This is a genomic window from Bradyrhizobium vignae, assembly GCF_900324035.1.
GTDB lineage: Bacteria > Pseudomonadota > Alphaproteobacteria > Rhizobiales > Xanthobacteraceae > Bradyrhizobium > Bradyrhizobium vignae.
In genome coordinates this window covers 7,644,605-7,666,976 of sequence record NZ_LS398110.1, presented here as the reverse complement: position 1 = coordinate 7,666,976, position 22,372 = coordinate 7,644,605, and the positions used below count along the sequence as shown (strand labels likewise).

The 22,372-nt window shown below is 64.4% G+C and carries 20 protein-coding genes and 1 pseudogene; 13 read left to right on the top strand and 8 right to left on the bottom strand.

Annotation, left to right across the window (positions count from 1 at the left end; all coding sequences use genetic code 11):
- Nucleotides 1–154: 154 nt before the first annotated feature.
- Nucleotides 155–460 carry a hypothetical protein gene (locus tag BRAD3257_RS36840; RefSeq protein WP_122405914.1) on the bottom strand — a complete coding sequence of 102 codons (306 nt, stop codon included), beginning with the start codon at nucleotides 458–460 and terminating at the stop codon, nucleotides 155–157.
- Nucleotides 461–652: 192 nt separating this feature from the next.
- Between BRAD3257_RS36840 and BRAD3257_RS36835 the strand changes: the two genes are divergently transcribed.
- The 5 genes and pseudogenes from BRAD3257_RS36835 (at nucleotide 653) to BRAD3257_RS36815 (ending at nucleotide 5,796) form a co-directional block, all read left to right on the top strand.
- Nucleotides 653–1,132: a hypothetical protein gene (locus tag BRAD3257_RS36835; protein ID WP_162500481.1), complete on the top strand. Its 480-nt coding sequence runs from the start codon at nucleotides 653–655 to the stop codon at nucleotides 1,130–1,132.
- A 179-nt stretch (nucleotides 1,133–1,311) separates the two neighbouring features.
- Nucleotides 1,312–2,257 (top strand): annotated as a pseudogene (locus BRAD3257_RS36830) (TAXI family TRAP transporter solute-binding subunit).
- Nucleotides 2,258–2,442: 185 nt separating this feature from the next.
- Nucleotides 2,443–4,554 (top strand): TRAP transporter permease, encoded by a 2,112-nt coding sequence (locus BRAD3257_RS36825; RefSeq protein ID WP_162500480.1) that lies wholly within the window; start codon nucleotides 2,443–2,445, stop codon nucleotides 4,552–4,554.
- Nucleotides 4,515–4,928, top strand: coding sequence for a DUF1850 domain-containing protein (locus tag BRAD3257_RS36820; RefSeq protein ID WP_122405912.1), 414 nt, complete (start codon nucleotides 4,515–4,517; stop codon nucleotides 4,926–4,928). Before BRAD3257_RS36825 ends, BRAD3257_RS36820 begins: the two co-directional genes overlap by 40 nt.
- Before the next feature lie 61 nt (nucleotides 4,929–4,989).
- The gene (locus tag BRAD3257_RS36815) at nucleotides 4,990–5,796 is read left to right on the top strand and encodes an SDR family NAD(P)-dependent oxidoreductase (RefSeq protein WP_122405911.1); all 807 of its coding nucleotides are present in this window, start codon (nucleotides 4,990–4,992) and stop codon (nucleotides 5,794–5,796) included.
- A 168-nt stretch (nucleotides 5,797–5,964) separates the two neighbouring features.
- Here BRAD3257_RS36815 and BRAD3257_RS36810 read toward each other — a convergent pair whose 3' ends face one another.
- Nucleotides 5,965–6,735, bottom strand: coding sequence for a hypothetical protein (locus BRAD3257_RS36810; RefSeq protein ID WP_122405910.1), 771 nt, complete (start codon nucleotides 6,733–6,735; stop codon nucleotides 5,965–5,967).
- 223 nt (nucleotides 6,736–6,958) lie between these two features.
- Nucleotides 6,959–8,536: a cation:proton antiporter gene (locus BRAD3257_RS36805; RefSeq protein WP_122405909.1), complete on the bottom strand. Its 1,578-nt coding sequence runs from the start codon at nucleotides 8,534–8,536 to the stop codon at nucleotides 6,959–6,961.
- Nucleotides 8,537–8,617: 81 nt separating this feature from the next.
- On the opposite strand from BRAD3257_RS36805, the gene BRAD3257_RS36800 reads away from it, so the two are divergent.
- The 5 genes from BRAD3257_RS36800 to BRAD3257_RS36780 all read left to right on the top strand — a co-directional run bounded on the left by BRAD3257_RS36800 (nucleotide 8,618) and on the right by BRAD3257_RS36780 (nucleotide 13,923).
- The gene (locus BRAD3257_RS36800; protein WP_162500478.1) at nucleotides 8,618–9,379 is read left to right on the top strand and encodes a tetratricopeptide repeat protein; all 762 of its coding nucleotides are present in this window, start codon (nucleotides 8,618–8,620) and stop codon (nucleotides 9,377–9,379) included.
- Between the two features lie 109 nt (nucleotides 9,380–9,488).
- Nucleotides 9,489–10,871, top strand: coding sequence for a tetratricopeptide repeat protein (locus BRAD3257_RS36795; protein ID WP_122405907.1), 1,383 nt, complete (start codon nucleotides 9,489–9,491; stop codon nucleotides 10,869–10,871).
- Nucleotides 10,872–11,284: 413 nt separating this feature from the next.
- A complete protein-coding gene (locus BRAD3257_RS36790) occupies nucleotides 11,285–13,195 on the top strand; it encodes a propionyl-CoA synthetase (RefSeq protein WP_122405906.1) in 1,911 nt (636 codons plus the stop codon).
- A 226-nt stretch (nucleotides 13,196–13,421) separates the two neighbouring features.
- Nucleotides 13,422–13,691, top strand: coding sequence for a hypothetical protein (locus tag BRAD3257_RS36785; RefSeq protein ID WP_122405905.1), 270 nt, complete (start codon nucleotides 13,422–13,424; stop codon nucleotides 13,689–13,691).
- Nucleotides 13,692–13,716: 25 nt separating this feature from the next.
- Nucleotides 13,717–13,923, top strand: a complete 207-nt coding sequence (locus BRAD3257_RS36780) for a DUF6494 family protein (RefSeq protein WP_027575415.1) — start codon at nucleotides 13,717–13,719, stop codon at nucleotides 13,921–13,923.
- 136 nt (nucleotides 13,924–14,059) lie between these two features.
- Here the strand turns inward: BRAD3257_RS36780 and BRAD3257_RS36775 are convergent, their stop codons facing one another.
- On the bottom strand, nucleotides 14,060–14,752 hold the full coding sequence (locus tag BRAD3257_RS36775; RefSeq protein WP_162500477.1) for a DUF1013 domain-containing protein: 693 nt from the start codon (nucleotides 14,750–14,752) through the stop codon (nucleotides 14,060–14,062).
- Nucleotides 14,753–15,017: 265 nt separating this feature from the next.
- Between BRAD3257_RS36775 and ispH the strand changes: the two genes are divergently transcribed.
- Genes ispH through rnhA form a run of 3 tightly spaced genes read left to right on the top strand, consistent with a single transcriptional unit; the run spans nucleotide 15,018 to nucleotide 17,437 of the window.
- A complete protein-coding gene (gene ispH / locus BRAD3257_RS36770) occupies nucleotides 15,018–15,986 on the top strand; it encodes a 4-hydroxy-3-methylbut-2-enyl diphosphate reductase (RefSeq protein ID WP_122405903.1) in 969 nt (322 codons plus the stop codon).
- 6 nt (nucleotides 15,987–15,992) lie between these two features.
- A complete protein-coding gene (locus tag BRAD3257_RS36765) occupies nucleotides 15,993–16,976 on the top strand; it encodes a homoserine kinase (protein WP_122405902.1) in 984 nt (327 codons plus the stop codon).
- Nucleotides 16,973–17,437, top strand: coding sequence for a ribonuclease HI (gene rnhA / locus BRAD3257_RS36760; protein ID WP_122405901.1), 465 nt, complete (start codon nucleotides 16,973–16,975; stop codon nucleotides 17,435–17,437). Before BRAD3257_RS36765 ends, rnhA begins: the two co-directional genes overlap by 4 nt.
- Before the next feature lie 162 nt (nucleotides 17,438–17,599).
- On the opposite strand, the gene BRAD3257_RS36755 is transcribed toward rnhA, so the two are convergent.
- The 4 genes from BRAD3257_RS36755 to BRAD3257_RS36740 all read right to left on the bottom strand — a co-directional run bounded on the left by BRAD3257_RS36755 (nucleotide 17,600) and on the right by BRAD3257_RS36740 (nucleotide 22,132).
- Nucleotides 17,600–18,085 carry a peroxiredoxin gene (locus tag BRAD3257_RS36755; protein ID WP_122405900.1) on the bottom strand — a complete coding sequence of 162 codons (486 nt, stop codon included), beginning with the start codon at nucleotides 18,083–18,085 and terminating at the stop codon, nucleotides 17,600–17,602.
- A 108-nt stretch (nucleotides 18,086–18,193) separates the two neighbouring features.
- On the bottom strand, nucleotides 18,194–18,748 hold the full coding sequence (locus BRAD3257_RS36750; RefSeq protein WP_122405899.1) for a DUF924 family protein: 555 nt from the start codon (nucleotides 18,746–18,748) through the stop codon (nucleotides 18,194–18,196).
- A gap of 17 nt (nucleotides 18,749–18,765) precedes the next feature.
- Nucleotides 18,766–20,451: a long-chain fatty acid--CoA ligase gene (locus BRAD3257_RS36745; RefSeq protein WP_122405898.1), complete on the bottom strand. Its 1,686-nt coding sequence runs from the start codon at nucleotides 20,449–20,451 to the stop codon at nucleotides 18,766–18,768.
- 193 nt (nucleotides 20,452–20,644) lie between these two features.
- Nucleotides 20,645–22,132 (bottom strand): D-alanyl-D-alanine carboxypeptidase family protein, encoded by a 1,488-nt coding sequence (locus BRAD3257_RS36740; protein WP_122405897.1) that lies wholly within the window; start codon nucleotides 22,130–22,132, stop codon nucleotides 20,645–20,647.
- Nucleotides 22,133–22,372 lie beyond the last annotated feature (240 nt).

The window sequence follows — 22,372 nt, the reverse complement described above, 5'->3', positions numbered from 1 at the left end:
CCCATCTCGCCGTCATGCTCCGGCTTGACCGGGTCATCCAGTACGCCGCGGCCTCTCGCTTCAAGCACAACGGCCTCTGGAATACCGGATCACCCGCTTTCGCGGGTGATGACGCCGAGAGTGTGGCGGCTGTGTCGCCCCGCCGCCTCAACCCCTACTGATCCGGCCCGAACTTGAACTTGCCGTCACCCTCCAGATACGGTCCGGTGCGCATGTAGAGCTGGCCGTTGTGGCCGATGAAGAACAGCGTGCCCTTGGGCACTTTCTTGGCGCCCTTCAGCAGCTCGCCGGCGTTGCTGGTGCCCATCTTGTAGGAATAAGTCTTGCCGTCCTTGTCGTAGGCGTAGCCTATATCGGGCTTGAGCTCCCAAGGCGTCGCTCCCGTTTGCGCCAATGCGGGCCCTGCGAATGCGCCGAGCGCGGCTACGGTTGCAAATGTCTTGATTGAAAATGCCGTCATCCCATCCTCCACGGTCGGGACATTCCAGGCTTGAACAAACCACGAACGATGTGTCCGGGTCAATTTGCGAAAGCGCCACAGCGCATCACGTCTTGCCCAGCAGCTTGTGATTTTCCCTTCGTCCCCTCGCGACTATGTTCCGCTTTCCGTCTAGAACGCAACTCGACAAAATTGTTGGTGGGGATGATTCGGATGCGCCATGTGATCAAGCTTTGCTGGGCTGCTTTAGTGTCCCTGACGGCGCTGGCGCCGGCAGCCCGGGCCGATGATTACCAGCTCAGCCACAACCAGCGAATTTCGTGCAGCCGCGGCCTTGCGCCGGGCAAGCTGAACACGGCGACCTGCAAGTCCTACACCTATCTCTTCAACACCAAGACCTCGGAATATTTCCGCTGCCAGGTCTCCCTGGCGCTGACCCGCGACAACAAGGAGGTCATCAACGTCCAGGCCGACGGCGGCTGCACCAAGAAGCCGCGCATCTTCGAGACCGACGGCCACTACGACTTCGATGCCACCGAGACCGAGCCGCCGAACACCAACTCGTTCTTCGGCCCCGGCGGCTATTCGGTCTGGGCCGTCGACGTCACCGCACAGAAGGTGCGCGGCTGCATCATCATCTCCTCCGGTCTCGGCTCCGACATCTCCAAGTGCCTGGATATGACGTTCCAGTAGCACTTACCAGCTGGGCGAGGCGCGCTCCACCGCCCGACTGCGCCACCTCGCCGCACCCGCTGGTTCCCGAAAATCGAACCAAAGCGGCCACTTGCCGCAGTCCTGTTTTGTCTTTTGGATGGGTTGACCCGCACCCCTCATCCGGCCAATTTCGCCGCCGGTTTGGGGGTACAACAACCATGAAACGAACGATTTTCGGCGTGGCCGCGGCTCTTGCTCTGGCGGCATCGGCACCTTGCGCGCAGGCGCAATCCTTCATCAACGTGCTGACCGGCGGCACTTCGGGCGTCTACTATCCGCTGGGCGTCGCGATCGGAAAGATCTACGGCGACAAGATTCCGAACGTGAAGACGCAGGTGCAGGCCACCAAGGCGTCGGTCGAGAACCTGATCCTGCTGCAGCAGGGCCGCGGCGAGCTGGCGTTCACGCGGCGACTCGCTGAAAGCGGCCTGGGACGGTGAGGAAGAGGCGGGCTTCAAGACCAAGCTCGACAAGCTACGCGTGATCGGCGCGATCTATCCGAACTACATCCAGATCGTCGCGACTGCCGACAGCGGCATCAAGACGCTCGCCGACCTCAAGGGTAAGAGCCTGTCGGTCGGCGCGCCGAAGTCGGGCACCGAGCTGAACTCGCGCGCGATCCTCGCTGCCGCCGGCATGAGCTACAAGGATCTCGGCAAGGTCGAATATCTGCCGTTCGCCGAATCCGTCGATCTCATGAAGAACCGGCAGCTCAACGCCACACTGCAATCGGCCGGGCTCGGCGTCGCCTCGCTGAAGGACCTGTCGACCTCGAGCCCGATCACGGTGGTCTCGGTGCCGAAGGAGACCGTCGACAAGATCGGCCCGCCCTTCGTCTCGGCGATCATTCCGGCCAACACCTATACCGGCCAGGACAAGGACGTGCCGACCGCGGCCGTAATCAATTATCTCGTTACGAGCTCCGCCGTATCTGACGATCTCGCCTATCAGATGACCAAGCTGGTTTACGAGTCGCTGCCGGAGCTCGCCAACGCGCACGCCGCCGGCAAGGAGATCAAGCTCGAGACCGCCGCCACCGGTAGCCCGGTTCCGCTGCACCCCGGCGCGATCCGCTATTACAAGGAAAAGGGGCTGATCAAGTAACTCTCGTCAGTCATTCCGGGGCGATGCGCAGCATCGAACCCCGAATCTCGAGATTTCCGGGTTCGCCTTGATGAGCCGCCCGGGAATGACGGAGAGGAAAATCGCGAATGCCCGGGACTGTCCCGGGCATGACGTTTTTGGAGCCCGCGCCAATGCTATCAGGCGCAGGCTGAGGACGATTTGAAATGCTGGAAAAGGCAGAGGCCAACGAGGCCCCCATCAAGGTCGAGTTCGACAATTTCGAGCATGGCTTCCCCGAAGGCTTTGGCCCGGGCTGGTGGGGCCAGCTCGCCTACTGGATCGGCATCGCATTCGCGAGCTTCCAGCTCTATGTCGCCGCCTTCAACTATCTGCCGAGCCAGGTGGTGCGCGGCGTCCATGTCGGCTTCCTGATCCTGCTCACCTTCGGCCTGATCGCCAACTTCACCGCGAAGAGTCATTTTGGCCGCGCGCTCGGCTGGGTAATCGGGGGCGCCGGCTTCCTCTGCGGGCTCTATCAGTGGATCTTCTACGCCGACCTGATCGCCCGCGACGGCGATCCGACCCGGCTCGATCTCGTGGTCGGCACGCTGCTTGCCGTGCTGATCTTCGAGGGTACGCGGCGGCTGATGGGCGCGGCGCTGCCGCTGATGTGCGGCGCCTGTCTGCTGTATTGGTTCTTCGGCCAGTATCTGCCGTCGCCGCTCAACCATCGCGGCTATGATTTCGACCAGATCGTCACGCATCTGTCGTTCGGCACCGAAGGTTTTTACGGCGTGCCGATCTACGTTTCGGCGACCTACATCTTCCTGTTCATCCTGTTCGGCTCGTTCCTGGAGCGCGCCGGCATGATCCAGCTGTTCACCGACGTCTCGCTCGGCCTGTTCGGCCGCACCCGCGGCGGACCCGCCAAGGTCGCGGTGTTTGCCTCGGGCATGATGGGCACCATCTCCGGCTCGGGCGTCGCCAATGTCGTCACCGTCGGCCAGTTCACCATCCCCCTGATGATCAAGTTCGGCTACCGCCGCGCCTTCGCGGCCGGCGTCGAGGCGACGGCCTCGATGGGCGGCCAGATCATGCCGCCAGTGATGGGCGCGGTCGCCTTCATCATGGCCGAGACGCTCGGCGTGCAATATTCGGAGATCGTGAAAGCAGCCGCTATCCCTGCGATCCTCTATTTCGCCTCTGCGTTCTGGATGGTGCATCTCGAAGCCGGCAAGCACGGCCTCGTCGGCATGAAGCGCTCGGAGATCCCGAGCGCCTGGAAGGCGCTGGTGACGCGCTGGTATCTCGTGCTGCCGCTCGCAGCGCTGGTCTACATGCTGTTCGAAGGCTTTACGCCGCTCTATGCCGGCAGCATGGGCCTCGCGCTGACCGTGACGTTGATCCTCGGCACCGCCATCACGACGGGCGCCTCGTCGATGGTGATCCGATATATTTTCTGGATCGGCCTTGCGCTGGTCGTTGCCGCGCTGTCGCGTGACGGCCTCCAGATCGTGCCGGTGGCGAGCGTCGTCGTTGGCCTAATCGTGATCACCGCCTTCATCCGTGGCGGCTTCAAGGCCTTGCGTGAGTGCCGCGATGCGCTGGCCGAAAGCGCCAAGTCGGCCATCACCGTCGGCATGGCCTGCGCCATCGTCGGCGTCATCATCGGCATGATGTCGCAGACCGGCGTCGGCACCATCTTCGGCAGCTGGGTGATCGGGCTCGGCGAGAAGAGCCTGTTCCTGGCGCTGGTCATGACCATGCTGCTGTCGATCCTGCTCGGCACCGGCATCCCGACCATCCCGACTTACATCATCACCGCCGCGCTCGCGGCGCCCGCGCTGGCGAAGCTCGGCGTGCCCTTGATCGCGAGCCACATGTTCGCGTTCTATTACGGCATCATGGCCGACCTCTCGCCGCCGGTCGCGCTCGCCGCGCTGGCAGCGGCGCCGATCGCGAAGGAGAATCCGGACAAGATCGGCTGGGAGGCGATGCGCATCGCGCTCGCCGGCTACGTCATCCCTTTCATCTTCGTCTATTCGCCGGCCCTGATGCTCCAGGCCGGCGATCCCATGGCGGCAAAGCTCGGCTTTTACGGGGCGGTGGCGCTCGCGACCGTCAAGGCGCTGGTGGCAATCGGGCTGTTCGGCATGGTCGCGATCGGCTTCCTGTTCACGCGGCTGACGCCGATCGAGCGCCTGGTCGCGCTCGGCGCCGCGTTCTGCCTGCTCGGCGAATTCCCGTTCAGCGACACCGCGGGCTTCGTGCTCTCTGCGGCGCTCGTGCTGTGGCAATGGCGGCAGCGTCCGCCGGCAGCGGTCGAGGCGGTGTGAGCCTCTGCTTCGCAACGGCGGTCGGTGTGAAGGCGCTGGTGCTGTCCGCGTTCACGCTCGTATGGACGCATTCGATCGCGAAGGTCGACTGGCAGGAAGACTGGCGCGTCACGCCCGCCGGCCTCGAGCTGGTGCAGGCGCGCGTCAAGGGCACCGGCCCCGGCATGGAGCCGCCGCCTGAGGCGAGGCTGGTCGACGGCTGGTTTCAATGGCGGCCGCAGCGACCGCCGATGCCGGAGGTCGTGCTGGGCAATTCGGGCGCGGCGGGAGAGTGGCGGCTGTGCCATGACGGGAAGTGCCGGACACTGTCGGAGATTGTCGGGCATCCGATCGGTGCTAACGTCACGACGATGAGAGTTTGCAAGGATCCGTAGAACCGCAGCCCGGATGAGCGCAACGATATCCGGGCTACAAGAACAACACGGGAGACACAGGATGGATCGGCTCAAGGGCAAGGTTGCGATGGTGGTGGGCGCCGGCTCGATCGGGCCCGGTTGGGGCAACGGCAAGGCGACCGCGGTGACCTTCGCGCGCGAGGGCGCGCAGGTGTTTTGCGTCGATCGCAATGGTGCAGCGGCCGAGGAGACCGCGAAGATCATCACCGGGGAAGGCGGCAAGGCGATGGCGTTCACGGCCGACGTCTCGCGCGCCAGTGAGATCGAGGCGATGGTGGCGGCGTGCCTGAAGGCCTATGGCCGCATCGACGTGCTCGACAACAATGTCGGCATCGCCGAGATGGGCAGCGTGGTCGAGGTGAGCGAGGAGAGCTGGGACCGCGTCTTCAGCGTCAATCTCAAGAGCGCCTATCTGGCCATGAAGCACGTCATCCCCGTGATGGTGAAGCAGGGCGGCGGCTCGATCATCAACATCTCCTCGATCGCCTCGATCCGCCACATGGGCATCTCCTACGTCACGTACGGCACCTCGAAGGCGGCGATGAACCAGATGACGCGCACCACGGCGATCGAGTTCGCGCGCCATCATGTCCGCGTCAACGCGATCCTGCCCGGCCTGATGAAAACGCCGATGGTCGAGCACTCCGCAGGCCTCGCCAATAGTTACGCCAAGGGCGACGTCGAAGCGATGTGGCGCGCACGCGATGCGCAAGTGCCGATGGGCCACATGGGCGATGCCTTCGACGTCGCCAACGCCGCGCTGTTCCTGGCCTCGGACGAGTCGAAATATGTGACGGGCATCGAGCTCGTGGTCGATGGCGGGATCACGTGCAAGGCGGGGGCGTAACCCAACTAGCTCCGTCATCCTGAGGTGCGAGGCGCGATGCAGAGCATCGCGCGGGGAGCCTCGAAGGATGAGCGGCCCCGTTGCAGCCGGGCCGTCGCTCTTCGAGGGCCGCTGAAGAAGCGGCCAGCTCAGGGGTGACGGGATCACATTGGTGTTGCCGCTACAGAGTTACTGCGCCAGCGCCAGAATCCCGCCGGCAAATGCGTGCCACGCTGCCGTCTCGCTGACCGGCCAGTTCAGCACCTTCACCGCCAAAAGCGCGAGCGTGCCGTAGATGTAGACCGGATGCACGCGGCCCTCGGTGCGCCAGTCGCGCACCATGGCGACGACGAGCAGAAGGGCGGCGACCACAGCCGGCGCAATCGTCACGGGTACCGGCGGCGGGCCGGGCGGTCCGGGAGGTGCGAGGAAGGTCAGGAACCAGCGCGCAATCGCAGCGTCGAGGATCGAGACCGCGGCGAGCAGCATCAGGCGCTTGTGGATCTCGGGCCTGCGCGTATTCATGATCCCAAGCACGAACACCACCGCGAAGAGCGCGATGCCGCTGAGCGGCACGATCGAGAAGGCGATGCCTGCATCGGCCTGGCCAACGGCAGCGGCGTTCTTCATCGAAGTCACGGATGCGAAGAAGCCAAAAATGACCATCGCGGTCGCGATCGAGACGCCGGCAATGCCGAGCGAGCGGTGGTTGACCACGCGGCCGGAAGCCGCGAGCCAGGTCTGGAGCACGAAATAAAGCGTCCAGGTGAAGAACAAGAGCCCGTGAAAGTGGATCACCGGGCTTGCAGAGAATGTCCGGTGAGCCAGCGGCACCCAATAGGTCGGCGCGAAGCCGAGGAAAGCCGTCGCCGCGCAGGCGAGTGCCATGTGGAGATAAAAATATCGTGCAGGCGACGCATCACGCGCGCGTACACGACGGTCGTCGATCAGGGTTGTCATCAGGGGTGAGTCCGGGGAAGCGGGATTTGGTTCAATGCCTCCCCGTCCACCCTCCAGTGTCGTCCCGGACAAGCGTAAGCGCCGCCGATCCGGAACCATAGCCACAAGAGGGGGTTGTATCGCTCGCTGGCAACTCCGGGTCTCCGCCAAACAGAATTTCGTGGCTATGGGTCCCGAATCGGCCCGCGCTTTGGGCACGCTTGTCCGGGACGACAGCGGAGGTTTAACCCCCCGCGCTCAATTCTGCGCGATCGAGCTCCTCCTCGAGCCGATGAAACGCATCGTCGCCGATCACCTCGGTGGCGCGTAGATCGAAGATCGCCTTGCGCGCCGCTTCGATGGCGCGGCGGCGCAAGGGATCGGCGGGCAATTCGCCGTTGGCAATGCCTCCGTTCGGATCGGTCTCGGTCTGCATCAGGATGGCGCGATATTCGAGCCGCAGGATCTCCGCCTCCTCCGACGGATCGCTCTCGATGGCATCGAGCGCGGCGCGATAGGCGACGGCGCGCCCGCGGGCGACCTCGATGCCGACGGGATCATCGTCCTTGAGGTCGAAGGCGAGGATCAGCGGCCGCAGCGTCAGGCCCTGGATCACCAGCGAACCAAGCACCACCGCAAAGGCAATGAAGACGATGAAGTCGCGATAGGGAAAATTCTCAGGGAGGGCAAAGGCAGTGGCGAGCGTGACGAGGCCGCGCATGCCGCACCAGGAGATGATGAGGCCGCCCTTGGGCGAGGCGACGGCCCCGGGGTCCTTCGGATGATAGATCCCCTGCGCCACCAGCACACGCAAGGTCATGCGGTAGAACGTCACCCAGCCGAGGCGCACCAGCATGACCGTGAGCAGGATCCAGGCGGCGGCCACGCAATATTCCCAACGCACGTCCGCGTCGAGCCGCGTCCAGATCGGCCGCATCTGCATGCCGATCAACATGAAGGCGAGCACGTTGAGCACGAATACCATCGTCTCCCAGACCGCATAGGAGGGCACCCGCAGCCGCGCCGGGATGCGCGCGGGCGCCGTGCGTGCGACGGTGATGGCATAGACCACGATGGTGAGGATGCCGGAGAGGCCGAGATGCTCGGCGGTGATCCAGACCAGGAAGGTGGTGGCGAACTGCACGATGATGGCGCTCGGCGCCTCCGTCACCCGTTCCATGAACAGCGGAATGATTCGGCCCGCGAGCAGGCCGGCGATGACGCTGCCGACCAGCGCCAGCGCCATGGTCGGAGCGACCTGGCTCCACGTCAGGTGCTGAGTGGCAACTGCGCCGACCGCGATGCGATAGATCAGGAGCGCGGTCGCGTCGTTGAGCAGGCTCTCGCCTTCCAGCACCTTGACCATGCGGTGGGGCAGCTTCACCTGGCTCAGGATCGCGACCGCCGCCGCGGCGTCCGGCGGCGCGACGATGGCGCCGAGCGCGACCGCGGCGGCCCAGGGCATGTCAGGCATCAGCCGGTGCGCGGCATAGGCCACGCCGGCCGTGGTCAGGCCGACCGCGGCGACGACCAGGGTCGAGACCGGAACCCAGTTGTTGCGCAGATCGCGCAGCGAGGTGTCGAAGGCGGCATCGAGCAGGACCGGTGCGACAAAAAGCGCCAAGGCGAGGTCCGGCTCCAGCACCCAGGACGGGCTCGATGGCACGAAGGCGACCAGCGCGCCGCCGATGGCGAGGAAGGTCGGATAGGGGACCTTGATCCGCCGCGCCAGCGCCGATAAGCCAACGGCGCCGAGCAGAAGCGCGATGATCCATTCGAATGTCGACACGACAGTCCCCGAGATCGATTTGAGCGGCGCCACAAGCTAACACCAGATCCGGCCGTATGATGGAAAATGCGGCCCCAACGCAAGAGTGAAGCAAGACCTTCCGACTGCAACAGCATGCGTTTTCAAAAGCTCATCCCATGGTCAGTTGTCGCGGTGCTCTCGGCGCTTCCGACCGGCGCGGCTCATGCTGCGACGGGCGGCGAGCCGGCCATTACGCAGGTCGATATCGCGCCATGCCTCGCGGCCAGCGCGGCCGACGACGTCGACAAGGCGACTTCCGCCTGCGCGGCCGTGATCGACAACGAGAAGACGACGAAGGCGGACCTGGTCAAGGCGCTGATCGCGCGAGGTGCGCTGCTGGCAAGGCACGACCAGATCGATCGCGCGATCGCCGACGACACCCGCGCCCTTTTGCTCGATCCCACGCTCGCGGACATCTTCAACGCCCGCGGCGAGCTCTGGCTGAAGAAGGGCGACAAGCCGAAGGCGGTGCAGGATTTCGGTGCCGCGCTCAAGATCGATCCGAACCACGAGAAGGCCAGGGCCAATCACAAGGCGATGGCGCGCGAGCTCGAGCGGATCGGCGCGCAGATGGCGGTGGCCGGCAAGCCCAGCTTCAACTGCGCCCGCGCGACCCTCGCCGTTGAGAAGACGATCTGCGGCAATCGCGAGCTCGCCGATCTCGACCGCGAAATCTATGGGTCCCATCTGCGCGCCCTCCGCGAGGCCCGGAGCCCGACGGAGGCACGCAAGATCCAGCGCGAGCAGGACGCCTTCGTCGCCCGCCGCAACGCCGAATTCGGGCGGCCGGGGTACGATCTGAAAAAGGCGATGCAGGAGCGCTTGCAACAGATCAACGGCGTGGACGGATATTGATGCCGCTCTCTGCCCTTCCGGACCGCGGCGGGAGGGAGAGCGCGCCGTTTGAACCCGTTGCTGGATGGCGGCGACAACGGGGAAAGTCCCTGTCACGGAGTCCAAAGCCATGTGCGGCATGCCCCGTTCCGCGCAAATGTCCTCGTTTGCCAAAACCTCGCTTCGCGCCTTCTTCCTTGGCGCGGCTATGGGCCTGACCCTCATCGGTCCGGCTGCCGCCGGCACAGATTGCGTGCCGGGGAGCAAGGCTGCTCCCGCGGAGCTGATCTCTGCGTGCAGCGTCATCATCGACCAGACGGCCAATCCGGTGTCCGAACGCGCCATGGCGCTCGTCGCTCGTGCCGAAGCCAATGCGCGAACTTCCGGAGGCCAGTCGCAGGCGCTACGCGATCTGGACCGCGCCATCGCGCTCGATGGCAAGAACGCAAAGGCCTGGCGCGTGCGCGGCAACCTCCTGCGCGAAGCCGGCGGCGACCTCAACCGGGCCGCGGCAGATCTGACCAAGGCGATCGAGCTCGATCCACAGGATGCGGAAGCTTACGAGCTGCGCGGCGTGGTCTACACCAACCAGCATCGCTTCGACCGCGCCATTTCAGATTACGACCAGGCCATCAAGCTGAGGTCGGATTTCGCCCAGGCCTGGTCCGACCGCGGCGCGACCTTCTATCTGCGCGGCGACTATGACAAGGCCGTCGCCGACCTCAGCGAGGCGCTGCGGCTCGATCCGAACCGGGCGCGCAGTTACACCAACCGGGGCGCTGCCTATAAGAAGCTCGGCGAGCTCGACAAGGCGATCGCAGACGACACCGAGGCGATCCGGCTCGATCCGAAGGTGCCGGAGTATTTCGACAACCGCGGTCTCACCTATGCCGCGATGAAGGAGTATGACAAGGCGATCGCCGATTACGCTCAGGCGATCCGTCTCGAGCAGCGGGTGAACTTCCTGACCAACCGCGGTGACTCCTACCAGCTCAAGGGCGAACTCGGTGCTGCACTGTCGGACTACAACGACGCGCTGAAGCTCGATCCGAATTTTGCCAAGACCTACAACAACCGCGCCGTGCTCTACAAGAAGATGGGCGAGCGCAAGAAGGCGCTGGCCGATTACGAGGCGGCGTTGCGGCTCGATCCCGCCAATGAGAACGCGCAGAGCGGCCGTCGCGCGATGATCGCCGAGATCGCAAAATTTGGCGGCGAGCCGCCCCGTGTGCTGAACGCCGCCGCCAGCGACCCGTCGTTCGACTGCGCCTCCGCCAAGCGCGAGGTCGAGAAGGTGATCTGCGCCGATCCGCAGCTCGGCGTGCTCGACCGCCAGATCGCCGAGGCTTACGAGCGTGTGCTGAAATCCGCGAGCAAGCGCTCGGCGGATGGCCTGCGCAAGTCCCAGCGCGATTTCCTCGCCACGCGCGATGCGAGCTTCCGTCGCCGCGGCTATGACCTGAAGAAGGTCATGCAGGAGCGCTTGCAGCGGCTGAATGCGATGGAGGGATAGGCGGGGTCTTTCCTCTCGTAAGATCATCGCATAGCCTATGAAGAAGCGTGGCGGATGGCTCGCCCGCAGCCCATGCTTCGAGACGCCCGCCGATGGCGAGCCCTCAGGATGAGGGCGGAGTGCGCGGCAGCAATTTCAGCCGGCACTAACGTTGCTTAGCCTCATCCTGAGGAGACCGCTGGAAGCGGTCGTCTCGAAGGACGAGGCGCTTGTTCAGGCCGCCACCAAGAAGGCATCTGCGACAACCTCCCGTAAGAACTGGGAGAGGGAGACACGTCCTTTTCAGCTTGAACCGCGGCCCGTTCCCGGGAAAATAGCCATCAAACAAGGCCAGCAATTGATCCTGGTCATGGCGGGACGCCAGTCCTGCCACAAGGGTCAGGGCCAGGCCATAAAGGGAACGGGAGCGCGAAATGAACGTCCAGGGGAAGAGCCGTTATCATGAGGTCCATGCGCGCTCGCTGGCCGATCCCGAAGGCTTTTGGGGCGAGGCGGCCAAGGAGATCGACTGGATCGAGCCGCCGAAGAAGATCTTCGATTCCTCGCAAGGACCCTATGGCCGCTGGTTTGCCGGCGGTATCGTCAACACCTGCTACAACGCGCTCGACCGCCACGTCGAACGCGGCCGCGCCGATCAAGTCGCGCTGATCCACGATTCGCCCTTGACCAATTCGGTCACCAAACTCACTTATGCCGAACTGCTGAAGGAGGTCCAGGCGCTCGCCGCCATCATGCAGGAATTCGGTGTCGGCAAGGGCGATCGCGTCATTCTCTACATGCCGATGGTGCCGGAGGCGGTGGTCGCGATGCTCGCCTGCGCGCGGCTCGGCGCGGTGCACTCCGTGGTGTTCGGCGGCTTTGCCGCGAAAGAACTCGCCACACGGATCGACGATGCGCAGCCGAAGCTCATCCTTTCCGCGAGCTGCGGCATCGAACCCGGCCGCATCGTGCAGTACAAGCCGCTGCTCGACGAGGCGATCAGGCTTGCCGGCAGCAAGCCGAAAGCCTGCATCGTGCTGCAGCGTCCGCAGCTCACCTGTGAGATGACGCCAAGCCGCGACTACGACTGGGCAAGCCTGCGCCGCAAGGCGATGAACGACGGCAAGAAGGCACCTTGCGTGCCTGTTGCTGCCACCGATCCGCTCTACATCCTCTATACCTCCGGCACGACCGGCGTGCCAAAGGGCGTCGTGCGCGACAATGGCGGTCATCTCGTCGCGGTGGAATGGTCGATGTTCAACCTCTATGGCGTCAAGCCGGGTGAGGTCTGGTGGTGCGGCTCCGACATCGGCTGGGTGGTCGGCCACAGCTACATCGTGTACGGGCCGCTGCTGCATGGCGCGACCTCGATCATGTATGAGGGCAAGCCGGTCGGCACGCCCGATGCCGGCGCATTCTGGCGCGTGATCTCCGAGCACAAGGCGGTGGCCTTCTTCACCGCGCCGACCGCGTTCCGCGCGATCCGGAAAGAGGATCCCGAAGGAACGTTCATCCGGCGGTACGATCTCTCCAAATTCCGCACGCTGTTCCTCGCCGGCGAGCGTGCCGATCCGCCGACGGTGGAATGGGCGGAGCAGCAGCTCAACGTGCCGGTGATTGACCATTGGTGGCAGACCGAGACCGGCTGGTGCATCGCCGGCAATCCGGTCGGACTCGGCATGCTGCCGGTGAAGCACGGCTCGCCGACGGTGCCGATGCCGGGCTACCAGGTCGATGTCGTCGATGAAGCGGCAAAGCCAGTGGGGCCCAACACCATGGGCTCGATTGTCATCAAGCTGCCGATGCCGCCGGGCTGCCTGCCGACGCTGTGGAATCAGGACGAGCGCTTCAAGGAGGCATACCTCGGCGAATTCCCCGGCTACTACAAGACCTCTGATGCCGGCTACAAGGACGAGGACGGCTATGTCTTCGTCATGGGCCGCACCGACGACATCATCAACGTCGCCGGCCATCGGCTCTCCACCGGCGGCATGGAGGAGATCTTGGCCTCGCATCCCGACGTCGCCGAATGCGCCGTGCTCGGCGTCAAGGACGCGATCAAGGGCGAGGTGCCCTGCGGCTTCCTGGTGCTCAAGGCGGGCGTGAAGCGCCCGCCTGCCGAGATCGAGAAGGAGATCGTCGCGCTGGTGCGCCACAAGCTCGGCCCGGTCGCCGCCTTCAAGCTCGCCATCACCGTCGGCCGCCTGCCCAAGACGCGCTCCGGAAAGATCCTGCGTGGCACCATCAAGAAGATCGCCGATGGCGAATCCTGGACCATGCCGGCGACGATCGAAGATCCCAAGGCACTCGACGAGATCGGGGAGGCGTTGAAGGGACGGGTGTGAGGAAGTCCGCGGTCATCATACGCGTGAGGCGCGAGGCCGTCCCTCCAACCTCAGCTGTCATCACCCGCGAAAGCGGGTGATCCAGTACTCCGCGGCTGTTGTGTGAGCCAATGACCGCTGCGGCGTACTGGATTCCCGGGGAATGACAGCGCGTGAGGAACGGCGGCCAAGGACTTACATTCTCCGCATTCCGCGCTAAACAGGGCCGGCCAACAGGGGACCTCGTATGCCACTTGCCACCGTGCCGCGCCTGCTTGCAGCTATGCTGCTCGCCATCGCTCTCTCCGCCTGCTCGGCACGCTACCAGACGCCGGTGGCGATGGGCGGCGACGACGACGACGCGGTCTGTCAGGGCCGGGGCTATGCCCAGGGCTCGCCGGAATACGTGGCCTGCCGCAAGGACCGCGACGTCCAGCGCAATGCCGCCATCGCCCGCGCCGACCGCCGCCAGCGCGATCTCGGCGAATACATGCTGAACCATCCCGAGCGGCCGTGAGCCGCCCCAGCCTACGGAGGCCGTCATGAACGAAGACCAGTTCAACACCAGCCTGCGTAAATTCCTGAAGCAAGTCGGTGTCACCTCGCAGCGCGAGATCGAGAAGGCCGTGCGCGACGCGATCGCGGCGGGCCGGATCAAGGGCCACGAGAAACTCAACGCGAAGATGGTGCTGACGATCGACAACGTCGGACTCGTCCACGAGATCAACGACACAATCGAGCTGGGGTGATCCGCCGTTCGGCGAGCCGCACATACGACTCCCGCGCCGACAATCGGCGCGATCTAGATCGCAAGCCCAAATAAAAACGCGGCGGGTCGGCCCGCCGCGTTCAAACCGGATTCGAAAGCGAACCGACAGAGGAGAGTTACTCCTCTTCCTCCTGCTTCTTTCCGCCGAGCGTCTTCAGCTTGGCGAACACGGCGTCGACGTTGAGATCGTCGCTGGATTTCTCCGCGGGCTCGTACTCGTCCTTGCGGGTGGTCTCGGAGGCCGGCAGCAGGGTCGCACCGCCATAGCTTGCGTCGATCGGCTTTTCCTTGGCGGCGCGCTGTACCTCGAAATCGAGCTCGATCTGCGAGCAGAGGCCGAGGGTGACGGGGTCGATCGGGGTCAGGGACGAGGTGTTCCAGTGGGTACGATCGCGTACGCTGGCGATCGTGCTCTTGGTGGTGCCGACCAGGCGCATGATCTGGGCGTCCTTGAGCTCCGGATGGTTGCGCAGCAGCCAGAGGATCGCGCTTGGACGCTCGTGGCGGCGCGAGACCGGGGTGTAACGCGGTCCCTTGCGCTTGGGCTGGGGCGGCAGCACCACCTTGCTCTCCTGGAGGCGGAGCCGGTAATCCGGGTTGTTCTCGCCCTTCTCGATCTCCTCGCGGGTCAGCTGGCCGTTGGAGAGGGGATCCATGCCCTTGATGCCCTGGGCGGCGTCACCGTCGGCGATGGCGCGCACCTCGAGGGGGTGCATTTTGGTGAAATCGGCGACCTGGTCGAAGGTGAGCGCGGTGTTGTCGAGCAGCCAGACGGCGGTCGCCTTGGGCATCAGAGGTGCGTTGCTCATGGCAAATCTCCTTTGTGCTTCGCCCACCCCTCTGGAGGCGAAACCGGTGGTCATCAGCGATGACAGGGAATTCGCGCTATATAAGCCCGGAGGGGGTAGCCATGCAATGGTTCTGCTATAGATAGTGCCTTGACACCGCCTGAAAGGGGGCCCAATTCCCTTTGAACTGCTGTAAGGTTCAAGCCGACAGCTTTAAGCCCTATTCCATCCATCGACCGCCCCCCGCCAGAAGGCGAAACGGGTGATTCGGTCCCGAGATCGCTCAATGTCAGCCAAACCAGACCTCAAGATCGTGCTTTGTTCTCCCCGTGGTTTCTGTGCCGGGGTGGTCCGGGCGATCGACACCGTGGAACGGGCGCTCGATAAGTACGGCGCCCCCGTCTATGTTCGCCATGAGATTGTGCACAACAAGTACGTCGTCGATGGATTGAAAAAGAAGGGCGCCATCTTCGTCGAGGAGCTCGCGGAGATCCCGGAAAATACCACCGCTCCGGTGGTGTTCTCGGCCCACGGCGTGCCGAAGTCGGTTCCGGCCGACGCCCAGTCCCGCAATCTGTTCTCGCTGGATGCGACCTGCCCGTTGGTGACCAAGGTGCACCGCGAGGCTGCGATCCACTTCAAGCGCGGCCGGGAGATCTTCCTGATCGGCCATTCCCACCATCCCGAGGTGGTCGGCACGCTCGGCCAGCTTCCGCCTGGCGCCGTGACCCTGATCGAGACCGCCGAGGACGCCAAGACCATCACGCCGCAGGACCCCGACAATCTCGCCTTCGTGACCCAGACCACGCTGTCGATCGACGATACCGCGGAGATCGTGGCGCTGCTCAAGGAGCGCTTCCCGAACATCAACGGGCCGCACAAGGAAGACATCTGCTACGCCACCACCAACCGCCAGCTCGCGGTCAAGAAGGTGGCGCCGGTGGTGGACGCGCTCATCGTTGTCGGTGCCCCCAATTCGTCGAACTCGCAGCGTCTCCGCGAGGTCGCCGAGCGCGAGGGCTGCAAGATCGCGGTGCTGGCGCAGCGTGCCACCGACATCGATTGGGGCAAGTTCGGCAACATCGCCAGCCTCGGCATCACCGCGGGCGCCTCCGCGCCGGAAGTGATCGTCGAGGAGATCATGGACGCCTTCGCCGAGCGCTACACGCTGCATGTGGAGACGGTCTCGGCCGCGGAAGAGAACGAGTTCTTCCCGCTGCCGCGTCAGGTGCGCCCTGAAGCTGCCGCCGAGTAGACTTTTATGGCGGTCTATACCGACGTCGCCGCCGACGAGCTTGCGGATTTCCTGAAGCAATACGATCTCGGCGAATTGCTCTCCTACAAGGGCATCGCAGAGGGCGTCGAAAACTCCAATTTCCTGCTGCACACCAGCCAGGGGTCGTTCATCCTCACGCTCTACGAGAAGCGCGTGGCGAAGAACGATTTGCCGTTCTTCCTTGCGCTGATGACGCATCTCGCCGAGCACGGCGTCAACTGCCCGCTGCCGGTGAAGGGACGCGACGGCGAGGCGCTGCGCGAGCTGTCGGGCCGCCCCGCCGCGATCATCACCTTTCTCGAGGGCGTCTGGCCGCGCAAGCCGAACGCGACCCATTGCGCCGGCGTCGGCGAGGGGCTGGCCCGGATGCATCTTGCCGGCGCCAATTTCGCGGTCCGGCGTGCCAATGCGCTGTCGGTCTCGGGCTGGCGGCCGCTGTTCGACGCGGCATCGAGCCGGGCCGACGAGGTGCAGCCGGGCCTGCGCGCATTCCTCGCCGCCGAGCTCGATCATCTCTCCAGCGGCATCTGGCCGACCAACCTGCCCGAGGGCGTGATCCACGCCGACCTCTTCAACGACAACGTTTTCTTTCTCGGCGACAAGCTCTCGGGGATCATCGACTTCACCTTCGCCTGCAACGACATGCTGGCCTATGACGTCGCCATCTGCCTCAACGCCTGGTGCTTCGAGCCGGATCACTCCTTCAACGTCACCAAGGCGCGCGCCTTCCTCAACGCCTATGGCCGCGTGCGAAAGCTCACAGAGGCGGAAGAGGCGGCGCTGCCGCTGCTGGCGCGCGGTGCTGCGATCCGCTTCCTGCTGACGCGGCTGGTCGACTGGCTCAACGTGCCGCCGGGCGCGCTGGTCAAGCCGAAGGATCCATTGGAATATGTTCGCAAGCTGCGCTTCCACCAAAGCGTGACGAGCGCGCGCGACTATGGGCTGACGCCGTCGGGGCTGGTGGCGTGAGCGAGCTTCCCAATGTCACGATCTATACCGATGGTGCCTGCTCGGGAAATCCAGGGCCGGGCGGCTGGGGCGCGATCCTGAAGTTCGGCGACAAGGAAAAGGAGCTGAACGGCGGCCAGCCACACACCACCAACAACCAGATGGAGCTGATGGCGGCGATCTCCGCGCTCGAGGCGCTGAAGAAGCCGTGCAAGGTCGATCTCTACACCGACAGCCAGTATGTCCGGCAGGGCATCACCGGCTGGATCTTCGGCTGGAAGCGCAACGGCTGGCGCACCGCCGACAAGAAGCCGGTGAAGAATGTCGAGCTATGGCAGCGTCTCGATGCCGCCCTGAAGCAGCACGAGGTCCGCTGGCACTGGGTCAGGGGCCACGCCGGTCACCCCGAGAACGAACGCGCCGATCAGCTGGCGCGCGACGGCGTCGCGATGGCGCGCTTGCAGCAGAGAGTGAGGGAGTAGCGCACCGTCGTTGCCTCATTCTCAACTGTCATCGCCCGCGAGGCGGGCGATCCAGTATCCCAGAGGCAGTTGTGATTGTCTCACGGTACTGGATGCCCCGGTCAAGCCTGGCTTGACCGGGGCATGACAGTGTCATTTGCGGCTAAGAACTGCGCGTATGGCTCAGAGCTGCCCGAGCAGCGTATCCCCGCCGGAGACCTCGACCTTGCCGGGCATCGCTTCGAGGTTCAGCTTCTTCACCACGCCATCCTCGACCAGCATCGAATAGCGCTTGGAGCGAATGCCCAGACCGTTGGCGGAGGCATCCAGCTCCATGCCGATCGCCTTGGTGAAGTCGGCATTGCCATCGGCCAGGAAGACGGCCTCATCGCGCTGGTCGGTGTCGCGCTTCCAGGCGTTCATCACGAAGGCATCGTTGACCGAGACGATGGCGATGGTGTCGACCCCTTTGTCCTTCATGGCATAGGCGTTGAGGAAGATGCTCGGCAGATGCATCTTGTGGCAGGTGCCGGTGTAGGCGCCGGGCACCGCGAACAGCGCCACCTTCTTGCCTTTAAAGATATCGTCGGTGCTCTTCACCTGCGGGCCTTCCGCCGTCATCACGCGGAATTTCGCCTCGGGCAGCTTGTCGCCAATCTGGATCGCCATCGTCAGTCTCCCTGAAAATCGGTCCCGCTTTTTAGACCGGGCGGCGGACCTGCACAATATTGCCGGCGGCGGAAGCGGCGAAGGCGGCGGCAGTTCACCATGATGTCATCAGCCGGAAAATCCACCATGATCGAGGAAGGCCTGCTCTTCCTCCGTCGTGTCGCGACCGAGGAGGCGGTTGCGGTGGGGAAAGCGGCCGAACCGCCGGATGATGTCGGCGTGCTCGCGAGCGTATTTCAGGTTCTCGGCATTGTCGGTGTTTTGAAACAGCGCGACGCAGTGCAGCTGGTCAGCCAGGTGCTCGGAATGCATGAAGGGCAAATAGAGGAATTCGAGCAGCATGGGATCGAGCCTGCGGTCGACGCCTCGACCGATGGCGCGGCGGGCGACGTCGCGTGCCTGCGCGTCACTGGCAAAGGTTTGTGGCGTGCCGCAGAACATGTTGCGGGGAAACTGGTCGAGCACGATGACGAGCGCCAGCGCGCCCTCGTCCGTTGTCTCCCATGCTCCGAGTTCACCGGCGACCGCCTTCTGCCACAGGGCGAGAAAGCGGCGCCTGATCTCGGCATCGAAAGCATCGTCGCGCTTATACCAGCGCTCGCGCCCGCCCTCGCGCCAGAAGGCGAGAATGCTTGATGGCTCGATGTCGCCAACCTCAGTCATCGGCCAGAGGCGTCGCCTTACGCCGCTTCCGCCTTCTTCTCGTCGCGAAGCTGTCGGCGCAGGATCTTGCCGACATTGGTCTTCGGCAGGTCGTTGCGGAATTCGATGTGCTTGGGCACCTTGTAGCCGGTGAGCTGCTCGTGACAGAACTTGATCACGGCTTCCGCGGTGAGGTTCGGGTCCTTCTTCACCACGAAGGCCTTCACGGCTTCGCCCGACTTGGAATCGGGGATGCCGATCACGGCGCATTCCAGTACGCCCGGATGGCTCGCGATCACTTCCTCGATCTCGTTGGGATAGACGTTGAAGCCGGAGACCAGGATCATGTCCTTCTTGCGGTCGACGATCTTGGTGTAGCCCTTCTCGTCCATCACGCCGATATCGCCGGTGCGGAAATATCCGTCGGCGGTCATCACCTTGGCGGTTTCTTCCGGCCTGTTCCAGTAGCCGGACATGACCTGCGGGCCCTTGGCGCAGATCTCGCCGGGTTGGCCGAGCGGGACTTCGTTGCCATCGTCGTCGCGGATCGAGATCCAGGTCGAAGGCACGGGAATGCCGATCGTACCCGTGAACTCCGTTGCCGTCGCCGGATTGCAGGTCAGCGTCGGCGAGGTCTCCGACAGGCCGTAACCTTCGGCAATGAAGCAGCCGGTGATCGCCTTCCACTGATCGGCGACGGTGCGCTGCACCGCCATGCCGCCGCCGTTGGAGATCTTCAGCTTGGAGAAGTCGAGCTTCTTGAAATCGGGATGGTGCATCAACCCGTTGTAGAGCGTGTTCACGGCCGGGAAGCTGTTGACCTGGTATTTCGCCAATTCCTTGATGAAGCCGGGAATGTCGCGCGGGTTCGGGATCAGGAGATTGCAGCCGCCGGCGCGCACCGCCAGCAGGTAGCAGGCCGTCAGCGCGAAGATGTGATAGAGTGGCAGCGCGCAGACGATCATGAGCTGGTCGACATGCGGCGGCGCGGCGAGCGCCGGCTGGAGCCAGGCGTCGTTCTGCAGGACGTTGGCGACGATGTTGCGATGGAGCAGCGTGGCGCCCTTGGAGACGCCGGTGGTGCCGCCGGTATATTGCAGGAAGGCGACGTCGCCGGGCGACAGCTTGGGCTTGTTGAAGGTCATGCCGCGTCCGGCCGACAGCGCGTCGTTGAAGGCCACCGCCCCCGGTAGCGACCAGGCTGGTACCATCTTCTTGACCCGGCGGACGACGAGATTGACGATCACGCCCTTGAAGCCCAGCAAGTCGCCCATGCTGGCGACGATGACGTGCTTGACCTGCGTCTTGGCGATCACTTGCTCGACCGTGTGAGCGAAGTTCTCCAGCACGATGATCGCTTCGGCGCCGGAATCCTCGAGCTGATGCTCGAGCTCGCGCGGGGTATAGAGCGGATTGACGTTCACCACGGCGAAACCGGCGCGCAGCACGGCGGCGGTCGCGACCGGATATTGCAGCACGTTCGGCATCATGATGGCAACACGGGCGCCGCGTTGCAGTCCGCGGCCCTGCAGGTAGGCGGCGAGCGCGATCGACATCTGGTCGAGGTCGCGATAGCTGATCGACTTATCCATGCAGATGAACGCCTTGCGGTCGGCGAACTTGGTGAAGCTCTCCTCCAGCAGGTCGACCAGCGATGTGTATTGCGTCGGCTCGATATCGGCGGGCACGCCGGGCGGATATTGCTTGAGCCAGATGCGCTCCATGGAAGACTCCCCTCATTGATCAGGGCCCGTTGTGTCTCGGGCTTGCCGCATTGCCGCCAGTATCCAGCTTGCCGGAACGGGTGGCAAGCCGTCGTGGCTTAGGGCAAAGGTCGGGTCGCAGCTACTGGAATCGTCGCAAACCGCGCTGCCGCAGGTGCGAAGCGCGGGCTACCGTGCAAATGCCCGGAGGACGTTAACTGTTGTTCGCCGGCTTGGCGGCAGCCGCGGGCTTCGTTGTAGCCTTGGGCTTGGCAGGCTTCGCCGCCTGATCGCCGCTTGCCGCAGGCTTCTCGGCAGGTTTGGCCGCATCGGGCTTGGCCGCAGCATGCTTGGCTCCGGCCGGCTTGGTGGGGGCCGGCTTGGCCGCGGTCCTACCGTCGCTCTTGCCGTCGGCCTGCTTGGCGTTCGGTTTCGCCGCCGCCGTCTTGGTGTCCTTGGGCTTGTCCGTCGGCTTGTCGGCCGCGTCGGGCTTCTTGGCGACGCGCGACTTCTTGCCACGTGGCTTGGACGCGGTCTGCTGGTCGGCGTCGGCCGCGACCGCCGCGATCAGCGCGGTGCCGGTGCGGGTCGGGCCGGTATAGACCAGCACGGGTTCGACCGCCGCGGGGGCCGAGGCCATCAGCTCGGAAGCCTTCATCAGCGGCGGCTGCAGGCCCGCCGTGAAGAAGGTGACCTGGGCCTCGCCGCCGGTGGCGGAGGCCGATCCGGTCGTCCCGCCACCGGCCGCAATCAGCGCATCGTCCTCGTCGGTGGCCGGCCGCTTGCGATGGCCGCCGCACATCTCGTCGCGCAGATTCGGCGGAGTGGCGTCGACCGGCACGAGATTTTCGACGGTGCCGAGCGAAGGGCGCAGCCAGGTGAGGTTGTCTTGAGCGAAGCCGCGCTCGAGCAGCTGCGCGGCCTTCACCGCGCGCGCCGTGCCGGAATTGGCACCCAGCACCACCGCAATTAGCCTGCGGCCGTTGCGCGTGGCCGAGGCGACGAGGTTGTAGCCGGAGGCACAGATGAAGCCGGTCTTGAAACCGTCGGCGCCGGGATAGCGGCCGATCAGCTTGTTGAAATTGCCGGTGACGCGCTTGCCGAAGCGGATCGCCGGGATGTGCACGAAATATTCGTATTCCGGCAGGTCGCGCAGGAACGAGCGCGCCAAAATGCCGAGGTCACGCGCCGACGTGATCTGGCCGTCGGCGGGCAGGCCGTTCGGATTGACGTAACTCGTCTGCGTCATGCCGAGCTTCTTTGCGGTGTCGTTCATCATCGCGGAGAAGCCGTCGATCGAGCCGCCGACGCCTTCGGCGAGCACCACGGCCATGTCGTTCGCCGACTTGACCATCATCATCTTCAGCGCGTTGTCGACGGTGACCTGCGTTCCCGGGCGAAATCCCATCTTCGAGGGCGATTGCGAGGCCGCGGTCGGCGAGACCGTGAGCAGCGTGTCGAGCGTCAGCCTGCCGTCCTTGACCGCCTTCAGGGTGACATAGGCGGTCATGATCTTGGTGACGGAGGCCGGGTACCACGGGACGGTCGCGTTGTCGGCCTGTAGGACCTTGCCGCTGTCGGCCTCGATCAGCAGCAGCGCTTCTGCGCTCGCCGCGCGCGGCGCGAGCACTGCGGCACATGCGAGCGTCGCAGCGAACAGTTTGAACAGAAATTTGCGAAGCAGCGGGCGAAGGGCGTGCACTATCCGATTCCGGTCCTTGGAGATCCGCCTGATACGGACGGCTCTCGTGATCTGATTGTCGATTCTGAAATCCGGCGCCGCCGCTTGCGGCGTGGCAAACCTATACCGGCTGGTGCGTCGATAATAGGGGGATGGGCACGGTATTCCGCAATGAAATGGGCCGAATTTCGACGATGCTGTGGGGACTTGCTGGAGCATGATCCGGAAAAAGCGTGCAGCGGTTTTCCGAAAAGATCATGC